We start from the raw sequence: 17,486 nt of genomic DNA on the forward strand, positions 1-17,486 counted from the left end.
CGTTCATGACTGCTCCAGATACCGGTGGACGAGCATCACGGCCATGGCTCCCTCTCCTACGGCGGACGCGACCCGCTTGGCGGACTCGGCGCGCGCGTCGCCCGCCACGAACACCCCGGGGACGCTGGTCTCCAGGTGGTACGGCGCCCGGTCCAGTTCCCAGCCGGCCGGCGCCCGCCCGTCGGCGGTCAGATCGGGCCCGGCCAGGATGAACCCGCGCTCGTCACGCAGCACCGCATCCCCGAGCCAGTCCGTCAGCGGCGCGGCACCGATGAACACGAACATCCACTGCGCGTCGACCCGTTCGCTCTCCCCGGTCACCGTATGACGCAGTGTCAGCTGCTCCAGGTGGTCCGAGCCGTGCGCCGCGTCCACCACCGTGTGGGGGCGCACCGAGATGTTCGGCGCCTCGTTGATCTGCTGGATCAGGTAGTGCGACATGGAGGCCGACAGGTCGGGGCCGCGCACCAGCAATGTCACCGACTTCGCGCCGCGGGACAGATACATCGCCGCCTGTCCCGCCGAGTTGGCGCCGCCGACGATGTAGATGTCCTGCCCCTGGCAGGCGGCGGCCTCGGTCAGCGCCGAGCCGTAGAACACCCCGCAGCCGGTCAGGTCGGTGCAGCCGGCGGCCTCCAGCTGCCGGTACTGCACGCCGGTCGCGAGGATCACGCTGTGCGCGGCGATCGCCGAGCCGTCCGCGAACCGTACGAGCCGGGCGGCGCCGTTCACCTCCAGTCCCGTCACCTCACGTGCGGTCAGGATCTCGGCGCCGAACTTGGCCGCCTGCCGCCGTGCCCGGTCGGTGAGCTGGGCGCCGGAGACCCCGTCGGGGAAGCCCAGATAGTTCTCGATCCGGGAGCTCTGCCCGGCCTGCCCGCCGGTCGCCGAGCGCTCCACCAGCACGGTCCGCAGCCCCTCGGACGCCCCGTAGACGGCCGCGCCGAGCCCGGCCGGCCCGCCGCCGATGACGATGAGGTCGTAGAAGTCGCCCGCAGGCGTCGTCGCCAGGCCGACCCGCGCCGCCAGCTCGGGCGCCTCCGGCTCGACCAGCGTGGTGCCGTCCGGGGTGATCACCAGCGGCAGCCGCTGCCCGTCCTGCCCGGCGGCGGCCAGCAGCCGCTGCCCCTCCGGCTCCTCCACCGAGTACCAGCGGTAGGGCACCTGGTTGCGGGCCAGGAACTCGCGCACGTCCGAGGACCGGGCCGACCAGCGGTGCCCGACGACCTTGGTGCTGGGCACCGGCTTGTAGGCGCTGGAGCGCCAGGCCTGGAGCAGGTCGTCCAGGACCGGGTAGAGCTTCTCCTCCGGCGGGTCCCAGGGCTTGAGCAGATAGTGGTCCAGGTCGACCACGTTGATCGCGTCGATCGCCGCGTCGGTGTCCGCGTACGCGGTCAGCAGCACCCGCCGTGCCCCCGGATAGACATCGAGCGCCTGCTCCAGGAACTCGATGCCGTTCATCTGCGGCATGCGGTAGTCGGCCAGGATCACGGCGACCAGGTCACCGCGCAGCTTCAGCTCACGCAGCGCGTCGAGCGCGGACTCCCCGGACTCCGCGCGCACGATCCGGTACGACTCGCCGTAGCGCCGCCGCAGATCGCGGGCGACGGCGCGGGAGACTCCCGGGTCGTCGTCCACGGTCAGGATGACGGTCCGCGCTGCGTCGGCGGCCTGTGCCATACGTCTCCCACCCCGAGCGTTGGTTCCACGGGCCGGTGTCGTGGAGACCACCGCACCGGTTCCCCAGCCATCGTATGTGTGCTCGCCCCGCTTCGCCCCGGGATACGGCAGGCACCGCGATCACCCCGGGCGCCGCTCCCCGAGCACGCACAACTCGGCTCCGGGGAACAGACGGCGGCTCGTGGAAAGATCGCCGAAGAGACCACCGTGCCGGTGCACGACGGTGCCCGACTGTGGGCAGCAGCACCACGACAGAGCGTCGAGGACGAGGAGGCCCCGCATGACACGCCCGATCACGGCAGGGGTGGACGGTACGGAGGAGAGCCTGGCCGCGCTGGACTGGGCCGGCCGGGAGGCCGTGCGCCGCGGGCTGCCCCTGCGCGTGGTGCACGCCTGGCGCTACGCCGAGGGCCTCGCCACCGCCGACCGGGACACCCAGCACGGATGGGTCTCGGAGGGCGTGACCCAGGCCGTGCGCGCGGTTTCCGAGCGGCATCCGAAGCTCGACGTGAGCGTGGACGTCGTCGAGGGCGAGCCCGTGCGCGCACTGGCCGGCGCGGCGGCGGAGGCCGAGATGCTGGTGCTGGGCTCGCGCGGGCACGGGCCTGTGCTCGGGTTCCTGCTGGGCTCGGTGGGCCGGCAGGTGATCGCCGAGGCGACCCGTCCGGTGGTCCTGGTGCGCGCCGGGGACCAGCCGACGGCCGAGGCCGCCGGGCGGGACGTCGTCGTCGGCCAGCACGGCGACCCCGAGGACAGCGCGGCCACGCTGCAATTCGCGTTCGAGACGGCGGCCGCCCGCGGCGCCACCGTACGAGCCGTACGGGCGTGGACCCTGCCCCCGGTCTTCGCCTACAGCCCCGGCTCACTCAAACTTCTCGACGACACGGGCGGTCTGGAGCCCTACGAGAAGGAGGCGCTGGCCGAGGCGCTCCGGCCGTGGCGGCAGCGGTTCCCGGACGTCCCCGTGGCCGAGCACGTCGAGATGGGCAGCGCGGGCCAGGTGCTGCTGTCGGTGGCCGGCCGGGCCCAGCTGATGGTCGTCGGGCGCCGGTCGCACCGTACGGCCGTGGGCGCCCGGATCGGCTCGGTCGCGCACGGGATGCTGCACCACGCCGGCTGCCCGGTGGCGGTCGTCCCGCACGGCTGAGCTACTCCAGGGCGGCCCGCGCCTTCGGCAGGACGTTCTCGATGTAGTCCTCGACGGCGGTGCCGAGGCCTATGTCGTGCTGGGCGTGCTCGGACAGGTACCAGCGGTGTTCGAGGAGTTCGTGGTAGATCTCGGCCGGGTCCATGGAGCCGCGCAGCTGAGGGGGCACGGCCCGCACGGTGGGCCGGAACACCTCCCGCACCCAGCGGTGGGCGAGCACCTCGGGGCGAGCGGCGAGCGGGTCGCCGGGCGCGTAGTCGTCCTGGGTGGCCATCCAGCTCTCCAGGTCGTTCAGCAGCCGCCGCGCCTGGTTCTCCTCGGCGTCCAGGCCGGTCAGCCGCAGCAGCTGACGCTGGTGGTGGCCGGCGTCGACGACCTTCGGCACAAAGGTGACCGTGTCGCCGTTCGAGGAGTGCTCGATCTGCATCTCGGCCACGTCGAAGCCCAGGTCGTTCAGGCGGCGGATCCGGCGTTCGATGTAGTGGTACTCGCCCGCCGGATACACCGAGGTGCGGGTCAGCTCCTGCCACAGGCCCTGGTACCGGATGCAGATCTCGTGCCCGAACTCCACCGGGTCCACGGACGGGTGCAGCGCCCCGGACGCCTCCAGGTCGAGCAGTTCGCCGCTGATGTTCACCCGGGCCAGATCCAGGTCGTACTCCCGCTGCCCGGGGCTCAGCCGGGGGTGCAGGTCGCCGGTCTCGGCGTCGACCAGATAGGCGGCGTAGGCGCCCGCGTCCCGCCGGAAGAGGGTGTTGGACAGCGAGCAGTCCCCCCACGCGAACCCGGCCAGATGCAGCCGGACCAGCAGCACGGCGAGGGCGTCCATCAGGCGGTGCATGGTCGCAGGGCGCATGGTCGTCTCGAACATCGAGCGGTACGGCATCGAGCCGCGCAGATGCCGGGTGATCAGGACCGGCTCCAGCGGAGAGCCCGAGCCGTCGGTGCGGCCGGTGACCACCGCGAGCGGATCGACGGCCGGGATGCCGAGCCGGTCGAGGTCGCGCAGCAGCCCGTACTCGCGCAGCGCCGGCCGCTCGGCCAGCTCCTTGACGGCGATCACCTCGTCCCCGGCGTGCGCGTACCGCACCACGTGCCGGGAGATGCCCCGCGGCAGCGGCACCAGGTACTCCTCGGGCCACTCCTCCAGGGGCACGTCCCAGGGCAGGGCGAGCAGGAGCGCGGGATGCTCCGGGTTCGTGGCGTTGATCTGCAAGGCCATGGCACGCACCCTAAGGCCCCGCCCGGGGCTTCCAGGAGACCCGGGGCGCGCCAGTCCCGGGGCGTTCTAGGCGGCCCGGTCCCGGGCCAGCTCGGCCGCCGCGCGCACAGAGCCCCGGTGCACCGGCCCGTGTCCCGGAAGCAGGGTGTCGCCGTCGAGCGCGCCGATCAGCTCCAGGGAGGCCACGACCCCGGGACGCTCGTGGTGGAAGAAGTCGTGCAGGATCTGAGGGCCCTTGACCCGCGAGGTCGCGTGCCCGCTGACCAGTGCGTCCCCGGAGATGACGATCCCCGCCTCCGGCAGGTGGTAGACGCAGTGGCCGTCGGTGTGGCCGGGGGTGTGCACGGGCACGGGGCGGCCGGGCAGGTCCAGCGCGCCCTCGCCCGGGAACGGCTCGGGCGCGGTGACGGGGTTGTGGTCGGTGCCGCCCGCGCGGATCACGTGCACCGCCCAGGGCAGGACACCCGGCCGCCAGGCGTTGCGCACCACGTCGCCGATGGTGGCCTGCTGGAGGAAGTCCCGGCGCGCGTGCGGTACCTCGGCCGGGTGCAGAAGGACGGGCGTGCCGTGGGTGGCCCGCAGGTATTCGGCCGAGCCCAGATGGTCGTTGTGCGCATGGGTGATCAGCACGGCGGTGACCGCCTCCGGTGAACTGCCCACCTCCGCAAGGGACTGCAGCAGCCCCTGCCGGTCCCCGGGGTACCCGGTGTCCACCAGTGTGACGGCGTCGCCGTCCTTGAGGATGACCCAGTTGACGTTGTTGCCGTGCACCAGATAGGTGCCGTCGGCGACTTGGTGTACCTCTGCCCGCATGATCTCCCCGAGCCCTGTGCGGCCGATCGTCGGGGGACAGCCAACCAGATGTGCCGGTCCCCCGCACCGGCGGGTTGCGTCAGTGCACGCCGTGTGGCCGGAACTGGATGCTGATCCGCGGCCCCACCGCCCTGGTCGTCTTCGGTACGCAGTGCTCCCAGGTCCGCTGGCAGGAGCCGCCCATCACGATCAGGTCGCCGTGGCCGAGCGGCCGCCGCAGTGTCGTACCACCGCCGCCCGCCGGGCGCAGCAGCAGGTCCCGGGGTGTGCCGACGGACAGGATCGCCACCATGGTGTCCTCGCGGGCACCCCGCCCGATCCGGTCCCCGTGCCAGGCCACGCTGTCCCGGCCGTCGCGGTAGAAGCACAGCCCGGCGGTGGTGAACGGCTCGCCCAGCTCCTCGGCGTAGTGCCGGGACAGGGCGTCGCGTGCCTCGGTGAGCACGGGGTGGGGGAGGGGGTCGCACGCGCCGTAGAAGGCCAGCAGACGCGGGACGGCCACGACGTTGTCGTACATCTTCCGGCGCTCGGCGCGCCACGGCACGTCCGCCGCCAGGCTCTCGAACAGGGCGGCGGCGCCGCTCAGCCAGCCCGGCAGCACGTCGATCCAGGCGCCGGCGCCCAGCTCGGTCCGGCGCAGCCCTTCGAGGGAGCCGAGCCGCAGCTCGTCGGTCTGGTCGAAGAGGGAGCCCTGGAGGTGCGTGGACATGAGCCCAGCGTACTCCTTAATCGAAAATATGTTCCCACGATCATGTGTATGCGGAGCCCTTTCGATACATCGGTGTATCGGATACATTGGCGTATCGAACGGAAGGCGGCAGCCAGCCCATGGAAGACACCCCCAAGCGCGTCACCCGGCGCCGGGTACAGACCCGCGCCCGGCTGCTCGACGCCGCGTTCCAGGTCTTCGCGGCCAAGGGCTTCGGGCGTGTGTCCATCGAGGAGGTCTGCGAAACGGCCGGCTTCAGCCGCGGCGCCTTCTACTCGAACTTCGCCACGCTGGACGAGCTGTTCTTCGCCCTCTACCAGGAGCGCGCCGACCTCATCGCTGCCCAGGTGGCCGAGGCGCTCGCCCAGGACGGGCCCGGACTCGACGTGCCGGCCGCCGTGGACCGGGTCACCGAGGTGCTGCTGCTCGACGTGGACTGGCTGCTGGTCAAGACCGACTTCCTGGTGCACGCCGCCCGTGACCCGGAGGTCGCCCGGGCCCTGCTGGACCATCGCGGCCGGCTCCGGGAGGCGATCGCCGACCGGCTGTTCCGGGCGCGCGGCCACACCGAACTGCCCGCCGTGCTCGGTGACGTGAACGGCGCCGCGCACGCCGTGGTCGCCGCGTACGACGGCGTCACCACCCAGCTGCTGCTGGACAAGGACGTCGAAGCGGCCCGGGCCTGGCTGAAACAGCTGCTCACCGCACTTCTCACCGACGGCAGCAGCTCCCCGTCGAGGATCTGAGGAAGGACACAGTCGCCATGGACGCGGACGTCATCGTCGTCGGAGCGGGCCTCGCCGGCCTGGTCGCGGCGCACGAGCTCACCAGCCGGGGCCGCCGAGTGGCCCTGGTCGACCAGGAGAACGCCGCCGACCTCGGCGGACAGGCGTTCTGGTCCTTCGGCGGGCTCTTCCTCGTGGGCTCCCCGGAGCAGCGCCGTCTCGGCATCAAGGACTCCTTCGACCTCGCCTGGAACGACTGGCAGGGCAGCGCGGGGTTCGACCGGCTCGACGACGAGGACTCCTGGGCGGTGCGCTGGGCCCGCGCCTACGTCGAGTTCGCGGCCGGCGAGAAGCGCTCCTGGCTGCGCGGTCACGGCATCGATCTGCTGCCGACCGTCGGCTGGGCCGAGCGCGGTGACCTCAGGGCGGGCGGGCACGGCAACTCCGTACCCCGCTTCCACATAGCCTGGGGCACCGGCACCGGTGTGGTCGAACCGTTCGTCCGCTACGCCCGCCGGGCCGCCCGGGAGGGACTGCTGACCTTCCACCACCGCCATCGGGTCGACGAGCTGGTCGTCGAGAACGGCACGGCACGCGGAGTGCGCGGCAGCGTGCTGGCCGAGGACCGCTCGCCGCGCGGTGTCGCCTCCAACCGGGACCGTGTGGGCGATTTCGAACTCACGGCCCAGGCGGTCGTCGTCACCACCGGCGGTATCGGCGCCGACCACGACATCGTGCGCCGCCACTGGCCCGCCCGGCTCGGCACCCCGCCGGCCGAGATGGTCACCGGCGTCCCCGCCTATGTCGACGGCCGCATGCTCGACATCAGCGCCGCGGCCGGTGTCCGGCTGGTCAACCGGGACCGCATGTGGCACTACACCGAGGGCCTGCAGAACTGGGACCCGATCTGGCCCGGCCACGGCATCCGCATCCTGCCCGGCCCCTCCTCCATATGGCTGGACGCCCTCGGCCGCCGCCTGCCCGACCCCTGCCTGCCGGGCTACGACACCCTCAACACCCTCAGGTACCTGCGCACCACCGAGGACATAGCCGGATACGACCACTCCTGGTTCATCCTCACCCGGAAGATCATCGAGAAGGAGTTCGCGCTCTCCGGCTCCGAGCAGAACCCCGACATCACCGCCAGGGACCGGGGCGCCGTGCTGCGCGACCGGCTGCTCGGCAAGGGCGCGCCGGCACCGGTGCAGGCCTTCCTCGACAGGGGCGCGGACTTCGTGACCGCGGGCAATCTGGAGCAACTGGTCGGGAAGATGAACGCCCTCACCGGCAAGCCGCTGCTGGACGCGGCCGAGGTGCGCCGCCAGATCGAGGCCCGCGACCTGCAGATCGCCAACCCCTACAGCAAGGACTCCCAGGTCCAGGGCATCCACAACGCCCGCCGCTACATCGGTGACCGGCTCGGCCGGGTGGCCGCGCCGCACCGCATCCTCGACCCGGCCGCGGGCCCCCTCATCGGTGTCCGGCTGCACGTGCTGACCCGCAAGACCCTCGGCGGCATCCAGACCGACCTCGACTCCCGCGCCCTCGGTACCGACGGCACACCGATCGAGGGGCTGTACGCGGCGGGCGAGGTGGCCGGCTTCGGCGGCGGCGGGGTGCACGGCTACAACGCGCTGGAGGGCACGTTCCTCGGCGGCTGCCTGTTCTCGGGGCGGGCCGCGGGACGGCACGCGGCCCGGCACACGGGCTGAGGCTCAGCCCTTCAGCAGCTCCAGCAGCACCTGCGCGTGGCTCTGCTCCGGCCTCTTGGACGCGGTCAGCAGGGTCACGCGCTTCGTGCGGGCCGCCTTGCGCAGGCCGTCGAGGAGTTCGGCGGCCTCGGGACCGCCGAGTTCCGTCTCGTAACGGTGGCGGAACTCCTCGTACGAACCGCCGCCGTGGTACCACTTGCGCAGTTCGGCGGAGGGCGTGAGCCCCTTGGGCCACTCGTCGACGTGCGCCTCGTCCTTGGCGAGGCCGCGCGGCCACAACCGGTCGACCAGCACGCGCAGCCCGTCGTCGGACTCGGGGGCATCATAGATCCGGCGCACACGCACGCTCACGGTCTCACTCCCTCCCGGGACGGCGGACGGTGATGCGAGCGTAACCCGGTGGCGCGGCGCCCGCCGGGCGGCGACGCGAGGAGACTTGACCGCGACAAGAGCGACTCCGGGCACCGGCGCCCCTAGTCTGTCAGCCGATCACCCGCCACCTCCCGAGGAGCGCTCGTGACGCCACCTTGCAGACAGCCCGCCCGGCGCCGTACCGCCGTCCTGCGCCGCGAGGCGGTCCTCGCCACCGTTCCCGTCGCCGTGGCGGCCCTGCTCGGCGCCACCGGGCCCGCGGCGGGGACGGCCGGCGCGGCCGGGGCGGGCGACCCCTACTTCCCGCTCAGCGGCAACGGCGGCTACCACGTCCGGCACTACGACCTGACGCTCCGTTACCACAGCGACGCTCGTGAACTCGACGGCAAGGCCGTGCTCGCCGCCCGCGCCACCCAGAACCTCAGCCGCTTCGACCTCGACCTCACCGGACTGGAGGTCACCGGCGTCACCGTCGACGGCCTGCCCGCGGCCCTCCGGCGCCACGGGCAGGAACTCGTCGTCACCCCGCGCCACACGCTGCGCGCGGGACGTGACTTCCGGGTCACCGTCGCCTACCACGGCACCCCGAAGCCGGTCACCGACCCCGACGGCTCCGCAGACGGCTGGATCCCCACCGACGACGGCGCCTTCGTCGCGGGCGAGCCGCAGGGCGCGATGACCTGGTTCCCGGCGAACAGCCACCCCAGGGACAAGTCGTCGTACGACATCACGATCACCGTCCCGCAAGGGCGCACGGCCGTCGCCAACGGCGTCCTGCTCGGACAGCGCACCGCGCACGGGAACACGACCTTCCACTGGCGCGAAACCCAGCCCATGGCCGCCTACCTGGCCACCGCCACCGTCGGAACGTTCAAGGCCGAGCAGTACACCACCCACGACGGCATCCACGTGTACAACGCCGTCGACCCGCGTGAGGCGAGCCGGGCCGCGCCGGTGCTGAAGAAGCTGCCGTCCGTCCTGGAGTGGGAGAGCACACTGTTCGGGCCGTACCCCTTCCGCTCCGCCGGGGCGATCGTCGACCACGCCCCGGACGTGGGCTACGCCCTGGAGACCCAGACCAGGCCGCTCTACGACTCCGCGCCCGACACCGACACCCTCGTCCACGAGACCGCCCACCAGTGGTTCGGCGACTCCGTCTCGCTGACCGCCTGGAAGGACATCTGGCTCAACGAGGGCTTCGCCACCTACGCCGAGTGGCTGTACGACGAGCAGCACGGCGGCGACAGCGCCCAGGAGTCCTTCGACGCCCTCTACGCCCACCCCGCGAGCGACCACCTGTGGGACTTCCCGCCCGGCGACCCGGGCGGCGGCGAGAACATCTTCGACACACCCGTCTACGCCCGCGGCGCGATGACGCTGCACGAACTGCGCAAGGCCGTCGGCGACCGGGACTTCTTCCGGATCCTGCGCGCCTGGGCGACGGAGCACCGGGGCGGCCACGGGACGACGGACCAGTTCGTGCGGCTGGCCGAGCAGATCTCGGGCAAGCGACTGGACGGGCTGTTCCACACCTGGCTGTTCACACAGGGCAAGCCCAAGAACACCTGAGTACTCACCAGTTCCAAACAAGTGCCGGCCAAGGTCGACACCATGGTCCAACGCAGAACCGCCGTCGCGCTCCTCGCCTCCCCGCTGCTGCTCACCGGCTGTGCCGGCGTCGCCAAGGCCCCTGTGAAGGAACTGCTGCGCACCCTCGGCCCGGACCGGCATCCGGTCGTCGTCATGGGGTACGCCGACTGGCTGGCCGGCTGAACCGCCTAGGATCCGAACTCGTGTGCGCACACGTGCTGGTCGCCGAGGACGACGAGAAGCAGGCCGAACTGATCCGCCGCTCCCTGCTGGCCGAAGGACACACCGCCACGGTCGTGCATGACGGCGCCGCCGCGCTCGCTGCCGCCCGCCGGCTCCGGCCCGACCTCGTCGTCCTGGACCTGATGCTGCCGGTCGTCGACGGTTTCGGCGTGTGCCGGGCGCTGCGCGGCGGCGCGCAGGACCCGGAGATCCCCGTGGTCATGCTCACCGCCCGCTCCGCCGAGGACGACGTCCTGCTCGGCCTCGAACTCGGCGCCGACGACTACATGACCAAGCCGTACAGCCCGCGCGAGCTGATGGCCCGCATCCGCACGGTCCTCAGACGCAGCGGGCGCGGCGTCGGCACCCGGGACGACGACCCCGTCGTACGGGCCGCCGGGATCAGCGTCGATCCCGTGCGGCACGAGGTGCGCTGCGACGGCGTCCCGGTCGAGTGCACGCCCGCCGAGTTCCAGATCCTGCTGGCCATGGCCGGGGAACCGGAACGGGTGTTCACCCGGCGGCAGTTGCTGCAGTGCACCCGTGGCTTCGACCGGGCCTCCACCGAGCGGGCCGTCGACGTGCACATCATGAACCTGCGCCGCAAGATCGAGACCGACCCGCGCCGCCCGGCACGGCTGCTGACCGTGTTCGGGGTCGGCTACAAGCTGAGCGGCGCGCGGCCGTGAGGCGCCGGACACCGGCGGTCCGCACGAAACGCCGGATCCCGCTGCGCAAACGCCTCCTCGTCCGGCTGCTGTTCGTCTCGGTGCTCATCGCCAGCTGCTCGGTGGCGGCCACCGCCTGGCTCGCGGTGACGACCACCACCAGCGCGCTCAAGGAGGAGCAGGGCCAGGACCTCGCCGCGGACAACAGCATCCTCGCCCGGCTCAGCGGCTACGCCGCCACTCACGCCGACTGGTCGGACGTCGGGCACACCGTCCGCGCGCTGGCCGCGAAGACCGGCCGGCGCATCGCCCTCACCACCGCCGACCGCACGCTGGTCGCCGACTCCGCACCGCGCGGCACCCCGTTGCCGCCCCGGTCCGCCGCCACCGTCGATCCGCTGCGCACCGACACCTACACCGAGAGCGGCGCTCAGCTCAGCGGCATCGACCCGCGGGCGGTCGGCCCGTACCGGATCACCGCGCGCGAACGCGCCGAGCTGGACAAGCTCGCCCGCACACGCAAACAGTGCTACGCGCGCTTCGGCCTCCAGGCCACGATCGTGCGGGCCCCGAGCGGACGGCCCGTGGTTCCCCGCCCGGACGGCGCGGAGGCCTCCGGCCATGTCGCTGCGCAGTGCGAGGACGGACGGCTGAACACCCCCACACCGACCGAGCAGAAGGCCCTGGACACGCTGAGCGCGGGGGCCCGTCCCTGTCTGAGACGGGCCGGCCTGGACCGCGGCGCCCCCGTGTTCCTCACCTTCGACCCCACCGGCAACACCCCCCTGGGCGGCGGGTATCCGATCGCCCAGTACGCCAAGCTGGGCAGCACCGCGGCCGGCCGGACCGTCCAGACCTGTGTGCTCGGCGCCCGGCGCACCCAGCTGGAGCCCTATGTCGCCCCGGTGGCCGAGCTGTTCCTCGGCATCGGTGACCGGAATCCCTCACGCTTCGACATGTCCCCGGCGAACAAGGCCAAGGTGATCGGCGCGGCCGGCCTGGTCCTCGCCGTCACCGTCGCCGTGACCGCCGTCGTCGCGATCCGGCTGGTACGGCCGCTGCGCGCACTGACCGAGGCCGCGCAGCAGCCACCCGAACGTCATGTACGGGTGCCGGTGACCACCCGGGACGAGACCGGCATCCTCGCCGAGGCCTTCAACGGCCTGGCCGAGCGCCGGGAACGCCTGGAGGCCCAGCGCAAGGCGATGGTCAGCGACATCGCGCACGAGCTGCGGAGCCCGCTCACCAACATCCGCGGCTGGCTGGAGGTCGTCCGGGACGGGGTCGTCGAGCCCGACCCGCCCCTGCTGGACTCGCTGCACGAGGAGGCGCTCGTCCTGCAGCGGATCATCGACGACCTGCAGGACCTCGCCGCCGCCGACGCCGGCACCCTGCGGCTGCACCGCGAGCGGCTGCGCGCCGGCGATCTGCTGGACCAGGTCGCCGACGCCCACCGGGTCGCCGCCAAGGCCGCCGGGGTCGCCCTGCGTACCGAGGCCGACGCCACCGCCTGGCTGGACGCCGACCCGGTACGGATGCGGCAGGCCCTCGGCAACCTGGTCTCCAACGCGCTGCGGCACACCCCGGCCGACGGCACGGTCACGCTCGCCGCCCGCCGGGACGGCCCCGATGTCGTCCTCACCGTCACCGACACCGGCACGGGCATCGCACCCGAGGATCTGCCGCACGTCTTCGACCGGTTCTGGCGCGCCGAGAAGTCCCGCAGCCGCCGCACCGGCGGCAGCGGCCTCGGTCTGCCGATCGTGCGGCACCTGGTCGCCGGCCACGGCGGTACGGCGGAGGCCGGGAGCCGGCCCGGCGGGGGCGCGGTCCTCACGCTGCGGCTGCCCGCGGCCGGCCCGCCCGCCGACGCCACCTGCCCGTCTCCGGTTCCCGGCGCCCACCAGGGGTACTCCGGTCCCGCGGCGCAGTGAGAGGGAGGTCGTGCCATGAGCGCAGAGGAGGACCTGCCGGTCCTGTCCACGCTGGGCGAGGTGGCCCGCCTGGTGGACACGCACCAGGGCCTGTACGTGCGCTGGTCCCGGGGACCCGGCCCCGACCTCACCGACGCCTCCAGCACCGACGACCTCACCGGCGTGCCCATGCCGGGCCTGTCCGCCAGTCCGCTCGACGTCGAGGACTGGTGGGAGGACCGCTCGGTGGAACTGTGGGTCGCGCGCCGGCTGTACGACTACGCGCACCTGCCGCACGACAAGGGTCCCGGCGTACGTCCCTGGGTCCTGCGGGGCAGGGAGACGGGCCGGGGTCCGGACAACGAGCCGCTCGTGACCGATGCCGAGCCGTTGTGCTGGATCGCCGACGAGGTGATCGACGCGGCGAGGACCGAGGTGACCCGGCAGGAGCGGGAGTGGGGGACCCTGCGCCGCGGTGGCCGCTGAGAGCAGGCCCTCTCGCAGTGCGGGCGGCCGAGCCCACGGGGCTCAGGGGTTCCGGTCAGCCGGAGCGCGGATGGGAGCGGGCGCGGCGGCGCAGTGCCCGGCGTTCGAGCTCGGTCGTCCCGCCCCAGATGCCGATGCCCTGGCCCGTCTCCAGCGCCCAGTCCAGACAGTGCTCCCGGACGGAGCAGTCCCCGCAGACCGCCTTGGCGTACTGCGTCTGCACCTGCGCCGGCCCGGTGGTGCCGACGGGGAAGAACAGGTCTGGGTCCTCGTGACGGCACGCGGCATGGTCGCGCCAGTTGTCCATCGAAGTCTCCCGGATCGGATCGAAGTCGTCCGTGCCTGTCGAATGCGTACGTCGGACTCGGGTGACCGGACGGGACGGTGTGAAACGGCGTATCCGGCAGGGGTTCGCGTGACGGCCGCGATCCGGTCACGGGCGCGCGTACGGCCCGGGACGAGCCGTACGCGCTCAACAGGCCGGGGCAGCGGGGCGGATGGGCCACCGGCCGCACCGAGGACACCCGTGCCCGACCGGGCACCGGCGGCGCAGACGGGGCGAGGACCCCCGGGGGGACCGCCGTGCGCCGCGCCACCGCGCGACCACCGTACTGCGCGGGGCGCTTGCGGCGCTGCGAAACGGCTGGAACGAGTTGCTCCGGTCAGCGGCGCAGCGCCTCGGCCGCCGTCGCCGTCACCGCCTCGGCCAGTGCCGCCAACGCCGGGGAGTCGAGCTTCCACTGCTGCCAGTACAGCGTGACGTCCATCCAGGTGCCGGGTGCGAGCAGCACCAGCCGCCCCTCGGCCAGCAGCGGTTCCGCCTGGACCTCCGGCACCATGCCCCAGCCGAGCCCCGCGGCCACCGCGTCCAGGAAGCCCTCGGAGGTGGGCACATGGTGCCTCAGCCGGCTCGCGGACCCGCGGCCGAGCCGCCGTACGAAGGCGTCCTGGAAGTCGTCCTTGCGGTCGAAGACCACGACGGGCGCCTCGGGCAGGGCGTCTTCGAGGGGCCGTCCGCCGAGCCGGGTGCGGTGCAACTCCGGTGCGGCGACCGGCAGATAGCGCATCCGCCCGAGCACACGCACGGTGCAGCCCGGTACCGGATCGCGCGCGGTGGTCACCGCCGCCATCACCAGGCCCTCGCGCAGCAGGGCCGCCGTGTGGTCCTCGTCCTCCCGGTGCAGTTCGAAGCAGAGTCCCGCCACCCGGGTGAGCGCGGGCAGGAACCAGGTCGCCAGCGAGTCCGCGTTCACCGCCACGGACACCCGCGTCGGCTCTCCGGCACCGCTGAGCCCCAGCTCGCCCCAGGCGTCCTGTTCCAGCCGGGCGAGCTGCCGCGCATACCGCACCAGCACCGCGCCCGACTCCGTGGGCCGCACCGGTTTGGTGCGTTGCAGCAGCACCCGGCCGGTGCGCTGTTCCAGTGCCTTGACCCGCTGGCTGACCGCCGACGGGGTCACGTGCAGGGCCGCCGCGGCGGCGTCGAAGGTGCCCTCGTCCACCACGGCCAGCAGCGTCCGCACCTGGTCGAGGGGAAGATCTGTCATCACAGGGGCTAAGGATAGTTAAGAATCTTTAGCTGGACTTGCCACGAACGGCTTCTTACGTTCGACGGCATGAACCACACCCTGACCGCCGCGGTCGCCGGATTCGGCACCGGCCTGTCCCTGATCGTCGCCATCGGCGCCCAGAACGCCTTCGTCCTGCGGCAGGGGGTGCGCCGGGACGCGGTGCTCGCCGTGGTGGGCATCTGCGCCCTGTCCGACGCGGTGCTGATCGCGCTCGGCGTGGGCGGGGTCGGGGCGGTGGTGGTGGCGTGGCCGGGCGCCGTCCGGGTGGTCGGCATCGTCGGCGGTGCCTTCCTGCTCTGCTACGGAGTCCTTGCCGCCCGCCGGGTGCTCAGGCCGGGCGCGGCCGGACTGAGCACCGAGGGGGAGGCGGCCGGTTCCCGGCGCCGGGCGGTGCTCACCTGTCTGGCGATGACCTGGCTCAACCCGCATGTCTACCTGGACACCGTGTTCCTGCTCGGTTCCCTCGCCGCCGACCGGGGCGCCCTGCGCTGGACCTTCGGACTCGGCGCGGCGCTCGCCAGCCTGTGCTGGTTCGCAGCGCTCGGCTTCGGCGCCCGTGCGCTCGGCCGCTTCCTGGCCCGGCCGACGGCCTGGCGGGTCCTGGACGGCCTGGTCGCCGTCACCATGCTGGCGCTGGGGGCCGCGCTGATCGCCGGGTCCTGAACAAACCGGTGTGCACATGGTTGCCGAGATAGTTAGGCTCTCGAACCGAAAAGATGTAACGAGCAACCTCTGTCGGCACCAGCGCACCCCAACAGGACACCCGTGGACACGAGCGAGAGCAGCACCACCGAACCCGCCCCCGACACGGACGCGAAGGACGCGGCGGCCCCGCCCCGGCGCGGCTGGCGCCGCTGGGCGATGGACACCCGCCCCCTGCGCATCCCCGCCTACCGGCGCCTGTGGACGTCGACCATCGTCACCGCCGTCGGCAGCCAGCTCACCGCCGTCGCCGTGCCCAAGCAGATCTACGACATCACCCACTCCTCGGCATGGGTCGGCTACGCAAGCCTGGCCGGCCTCGCGCCCATGGTGGCGTTCGCGCTGTGGGGCGGAGCGGTCGCCGACACCGTGGACCGCCGCAAACTGCTGCTGCTCACCAACTCCGGCATCGCCGTGACCTCGCTGCTGTTCTGGGTGCAGGCCGTCACCGGGCTGGGCTCGGTCGTCGTACTGATGGTGCTGCTCGCCCTGCAGCAGGCGTTCTTCGGGCTCAATTCCCCGGCCCGCAACGCCTCCATCGCCCGGCTCGTCCCGGTCGAGGAGCTGCCGGCCGCCAATGCGCTCGGCTCCACGGTGATGCAGACCGGCCTGGTGGCGGGTCCGCTGCTCGCCGGTGTGCTCATCCCGGTCATCGGGCTGCCCGAGCTGTACCTGATCGACGCGCTGGCGCTGTGCGTGACCGTGTGGGCCGTCTTCCGGCTGCCCGCGCTGCCGCCGCTCGGCGAGTCCGCCGCCCGCCGGGCCGGAGTGCGCGCGATAGCCGCCGGGTTCCAGTACATATCCCGGCACAAGGTGCTGCTGCTGTCCTTCCTCGCCGACATCGTCGCGATGGTGTTCGGCATGCCCCGCGCCCTGTTCCCGCAGCTCGCCGCGCAGACGTACCACTCCTGGGGCGAAGGGCTCGCGCTCGGTGTGCTGTTCGCCGGCATCCCGGTCGGCGCGGTGCTCGGCGGCCTGTTCTCCGGGGTGTTCTCGCGGGCCCGCCGGCACGGCTGGATGGTCATCGGGGCGGTCGTCGGCTGGGGGGTGGCCGTGGCCGGGTTCGGGCTGAGCGGCAACCTGTGGGTGGCCCTGGCCTTCCTCGCCGCGGCCGGTGTCGCCGACATGGTCTCGATGGTGTTCCGCGGCGCGATCCTGCTGTCGGCGGCGACCGACGAGATGCGCGGCCGTATGCAGGGCGTGTTCACGGTGGTCGTCGCGGGCGGCCCGCGCCTGGCCGACGTGCTGCACGGCACGGCCGGCTCCGCGTTCGGCCCGCGCGCCGCCGTGGCGGGCGGTGGCGCCCTGGTCGTCGTGGTGATGCTGGCCCTGACCGCCGCCGTCCCGGCGCTGCGCCGTTACCGGGTCTGAGCTACAGCAGCCCGGTGCGGCGCTGGATGGCGTACTGGTCCATCAGCTTGCCCCGGGTCGTCTCCAGGCGGTGGGCGAGGATCTCGGCCACCGTCCGCACCAGGGACAGCCCGAGCAGCGGATCCTCCACGGACAGCGCGAGCACCGAGGGCCCGTCGAACTCGTAGGCCCGTACGTTGCTGAAGGCCACCGCCCCGAAGTCCCACTGGTACGGCGGGAACAGCCAGGACCAGCCGAGCAGGTCGCCCGCGCCGAGCGTGGCCACCGTCACCCGCTGCCGGGAGGTGACGTGGGTGTCCAGATGGACCGCGCCCGAGCGGATCACCCAGAACCGGTCGGCGGTGCCGCCCGCCTCGAAGATGCGGGTGTCCTCCGGGAACGCGACCTCCTTGGCCAGTTCCATGAGGCGCTCGCGCTGCGCCTGGGGCAGGGCGGTCAGCAGTTTTATCGCTTTGGTCATGGCGCGGGACTCCTCGCCGGAGGCGGTTCGGGTGCTTTCCTCTCAGCCCATTTCAGCCGCTGCCGCCGCCGCGAGCACCTCGAAGGACGCGGATTTCCTTGCCGCCCTCCCCGCCCGCCGCCG

At 72.7% G+C, this 17,486-nt stretch carries 18 protein-coding genes; 10 read left to right on the plus strand and 8 right to left on the minus strand.

Translation table 11 applies throughout. From position 1 onward, the window contains the following. Window positions 1–3: 3 nt before the first annotated feature. Entirely contained in the window at window positions 4–1,680 is a 1,677-nt protein-coding gene (locus ACZ41I_RS07315) for an NAD(P)/FAD-dependent oxidoreductase (protein ID WP_468513407.1), read from the minus strand. Window positions 1,681–1,960: 280 nt separating this feature from the next. Between ACZ41I_RS07315 and ACZ41I_RS07320 the strand changes: the two genes are divergently transcribed. Beyond that, on the plus strand, window positions 1,961–2,827 hold the full coding sequence (locus ACZ41I_RS07320; RefSeq protein ID WP_468513408.1) for a universal stress protein: 867 nt from the start codon (window positions 1,961–1,963) through the stop codon (window positions 2,825–2,827). Window position 2,828: 1 nt separating this feature from the next. Here the strand turns inward: ACZ41I_RS07320 and ACZ41I_RS07325 are convergent, their stop codons facing one another. The 3 genes from ACZ41I_RS07325 to ACZ41I_RS07335 form a co-directional block, all read right to left on the minus strand. Beyond that, window positions 2,829–4,049 (minus strand): DUF4032 domain-containing protein, encoded by a 1,221-nt coding sequence (locus ACZ41I_RS07325; RefSeq protein ID WP_468513409.1) that lies wholly within the window; start codon window positions 4,047–4,049, stop codon window positions 2,829–2,831. 66 nt (window positions 4,050–4,115) lie between these two features. Further along, the gene (locus tag ACZ41I_RS07330) at window positions 4,116–4,862 is read right to left on the minus strand and encodes an MBL fold metallo-hydrolase (RefSeq protein WP_363220570.1); all 747 of its coding nucleotides are present in this window, start codon (window positions 4,860–4,862) and stop codon (window positions 4,116–4,118) included. Window positions 4,863–4,941: 79 nt separating this feature from the next. Continuing rightward, a complete protein-coding gene (locus tag ACZ41I_RS07335; RefSeq protein WP_363220569.1) occupies window positions 4,942–5,571 on the minus strand; it encodes an alpha-ketoglutarate-dependent dioxygenase AlkB in 630 nt (209 codons plus the stop codon). A gap of 119 nt (window positions 5,572–5,690) precedes the next feature. Between ACZ41I_RS07335 and ACZ41I_RS07340 the strand changes: the two genes are divergently transcribed. After that, window positions 5,691–6,317, plus strand: coding sequence for a TetR/AcrR family transcriptional regulator (locus ACZ41I_RS07340; protein ID WP_399762487.1), 627 nt, complete (start codon window positions 5,691–5,693; stop codon window positions 6,315–6,317). Window positions 6,318–6,334: 17 nt separating this feature from the next. Then, on the plus strand, window positions 6,335–8,008 hold the full coding sequence (locus ACZ41I_RS07345) for an FAD-binding dehydrogenase (RefSeq protein ID WP_468513410.1): 1,674 nt from the start codon (window positions 6,335–6,337) through the stop codon (window positions 8,006–8,008). A gap of 3 nt (window positions 8,009–8,011) precedes the next feature. On the opposite strand, the gene ACZ41I_RS07350 is transcribed toward ACZ41I_RS07345, so the two are convergent. Further along, window positions 8,012–8,359 (minus strand): DUF488 domain-containing protein, encoded by a 348-nt coding sequence (locus ACZ41I_RS07350; protein WP_363220566.1) that lies wholly within the window; start codon window positions 8,357–8,359, stop codon window positions 8,012–8,014. Window positions 8,360–8,524: 165 nt separating this feature from the next. Here ACZ41I_RS07350 and ACZ41I_RS07355 point away from each other — a divergent pair, with 165 nt between their 5' ends. From ACZ41I_RS07355 to ACZ41I_RS07375, 5 genes are read left to right on the plus strand one after another with little or no spacing between them, the layout of a single operon-like run. Then, a complete protein-coding gene (locus ACZ41I_RS07355; RefSeq protein WP_468513411.1) occupies window positions 8,525–9,949 on the plus strand; it encodes a M1 family metallopeptidase in 1,425 nt (474 codons plus the stop codon). A gap of 42 nt (window positions 9,950–9,991) precedes the next feature. Further along, the gene (locus tag ACZ41I_RS07360) at window positions 9,992–10,153 is read left to right on the plus strand and encodes a hypothetical protein (RefSeq protein ID WP_399762484.1); all 162 of its coding nucleotides are present in this window, start codon (window positions 9,992–9,994) and stop codon (window positions 10,151–10,153) included. Between the two features lie 20 nt (window positions 10,154–10,173). Further along, window positions 10,174–10,881, plus strand: a complete 708-nt coding sequence (locus tag ACZ41I_RS07365; RefSeq protein WP_363220783.1) for a response regulator transcription factor — start codon at window positions 10,174–10,176, stop codon at window positions 10,879–10,881. After that, complete coding sequence (locus ACZ41I_RS07370) at window positions 10,878–12,794, plus strand: HAMP domain-containing sensor histidine kinase (RefSeq protein ID WP_468513412.1); 1,917 nt, start codon at window positions 10,878–10,880, stop codon at window positions 12,792–12,794. The genes ACZ41I_RS07365 and ACZ41I_RS07370 overlap by 4 nt, the downstream gene beginning before the upstream one ends. A 15-nt stretch (window positions 12,795–12,809) precedes the next feature. Then, entirely contained in the window at window positions 12,810–13,259 is a 450-nt protein-coding gene (locus ACZ41I_RS07375; protein WP_468513413.1) for a DUF6098 family protein, read from the plus strand. 55 nt (window positions 13,260–13,314) lie between these two features. Here the strand turns inward: ACZ41I_RS07375 and ACZ41I_RS07380 are convergent, their stop codons facing one another. Continuing rightward, complete coding sequence (locus ACZ41I_RS07380) at window positions 13,315–13,566, minus strand: WhiB family transcriptional regulator (RefSeq protein ID WP_468513414.1); 252 nt, start codon at window positions 13,564–13,566, stop codon at window positions 13,315–13,317. 355 nt (window positions 13,567–13,921) lie between these two features. Beyond that, a complete protein-coding gene (locus tag ACZ41I_RS07385; protein WP_468318302.1) occupies window positions 13,922–14,809 on the minus strand; it encodes a LysR family transcriptional regulator ArgP in 888 nt (295 codons plus the stop codon). 66 nt (window positions 14,810–14,875) lie between these two features. Here ACZ41I_RS07385 and ACZ41I_RS07390 point away from each other — a divergent pair, with 66 nt between their 5' ends. Both ACZ41I_RS07390 and ACZ41I_RS07395 read left to right on the plus strand, forming a co-directional pair. Further along, entirely contained in the window at window positions 14,876–15,493 is a 618-nt protein-coding gene (locus tag ACZ41I_RS07390; RefSeq protein WP_468513415.1) for a LysE/ArgO family amino acid transporter, read from the plus strand. A gap of 102 nt (window positions 15,494–15,595) precedes the next feature. Then, entirely contained in the window at window positions 15,596–16,903 is a 1,308-nt protein-coding gene (locus ACZ41I_RS07395) for an MFS transporter (protein WP_468513416.1), read from the plus strand. A 1-nt stretch (window position 16,904) separates the two neighbouring features. Here the strand turns inward: ACZ41I_RS07395 and ACZ41I_RS07400 are convergent, their stop codons facing one another. After that, window positions 16,905–17,363: a cyclic nucleotide-binding domain-containing protein gene (locus ACZ41I_RS07400; protein WP_363218671.1), complete on the minus strand. Its 459-nt coding sequence runs from the start codon at window positions 17,361–17,363 to the stop codon at window positions 16,905–16,907. Window positions 17,364–17,486: the final 123 nt, after the last annotated feature.

It is taken from the genome of Streptomyces sp. NPDC030799 (genome assembly GCF_055572255.1).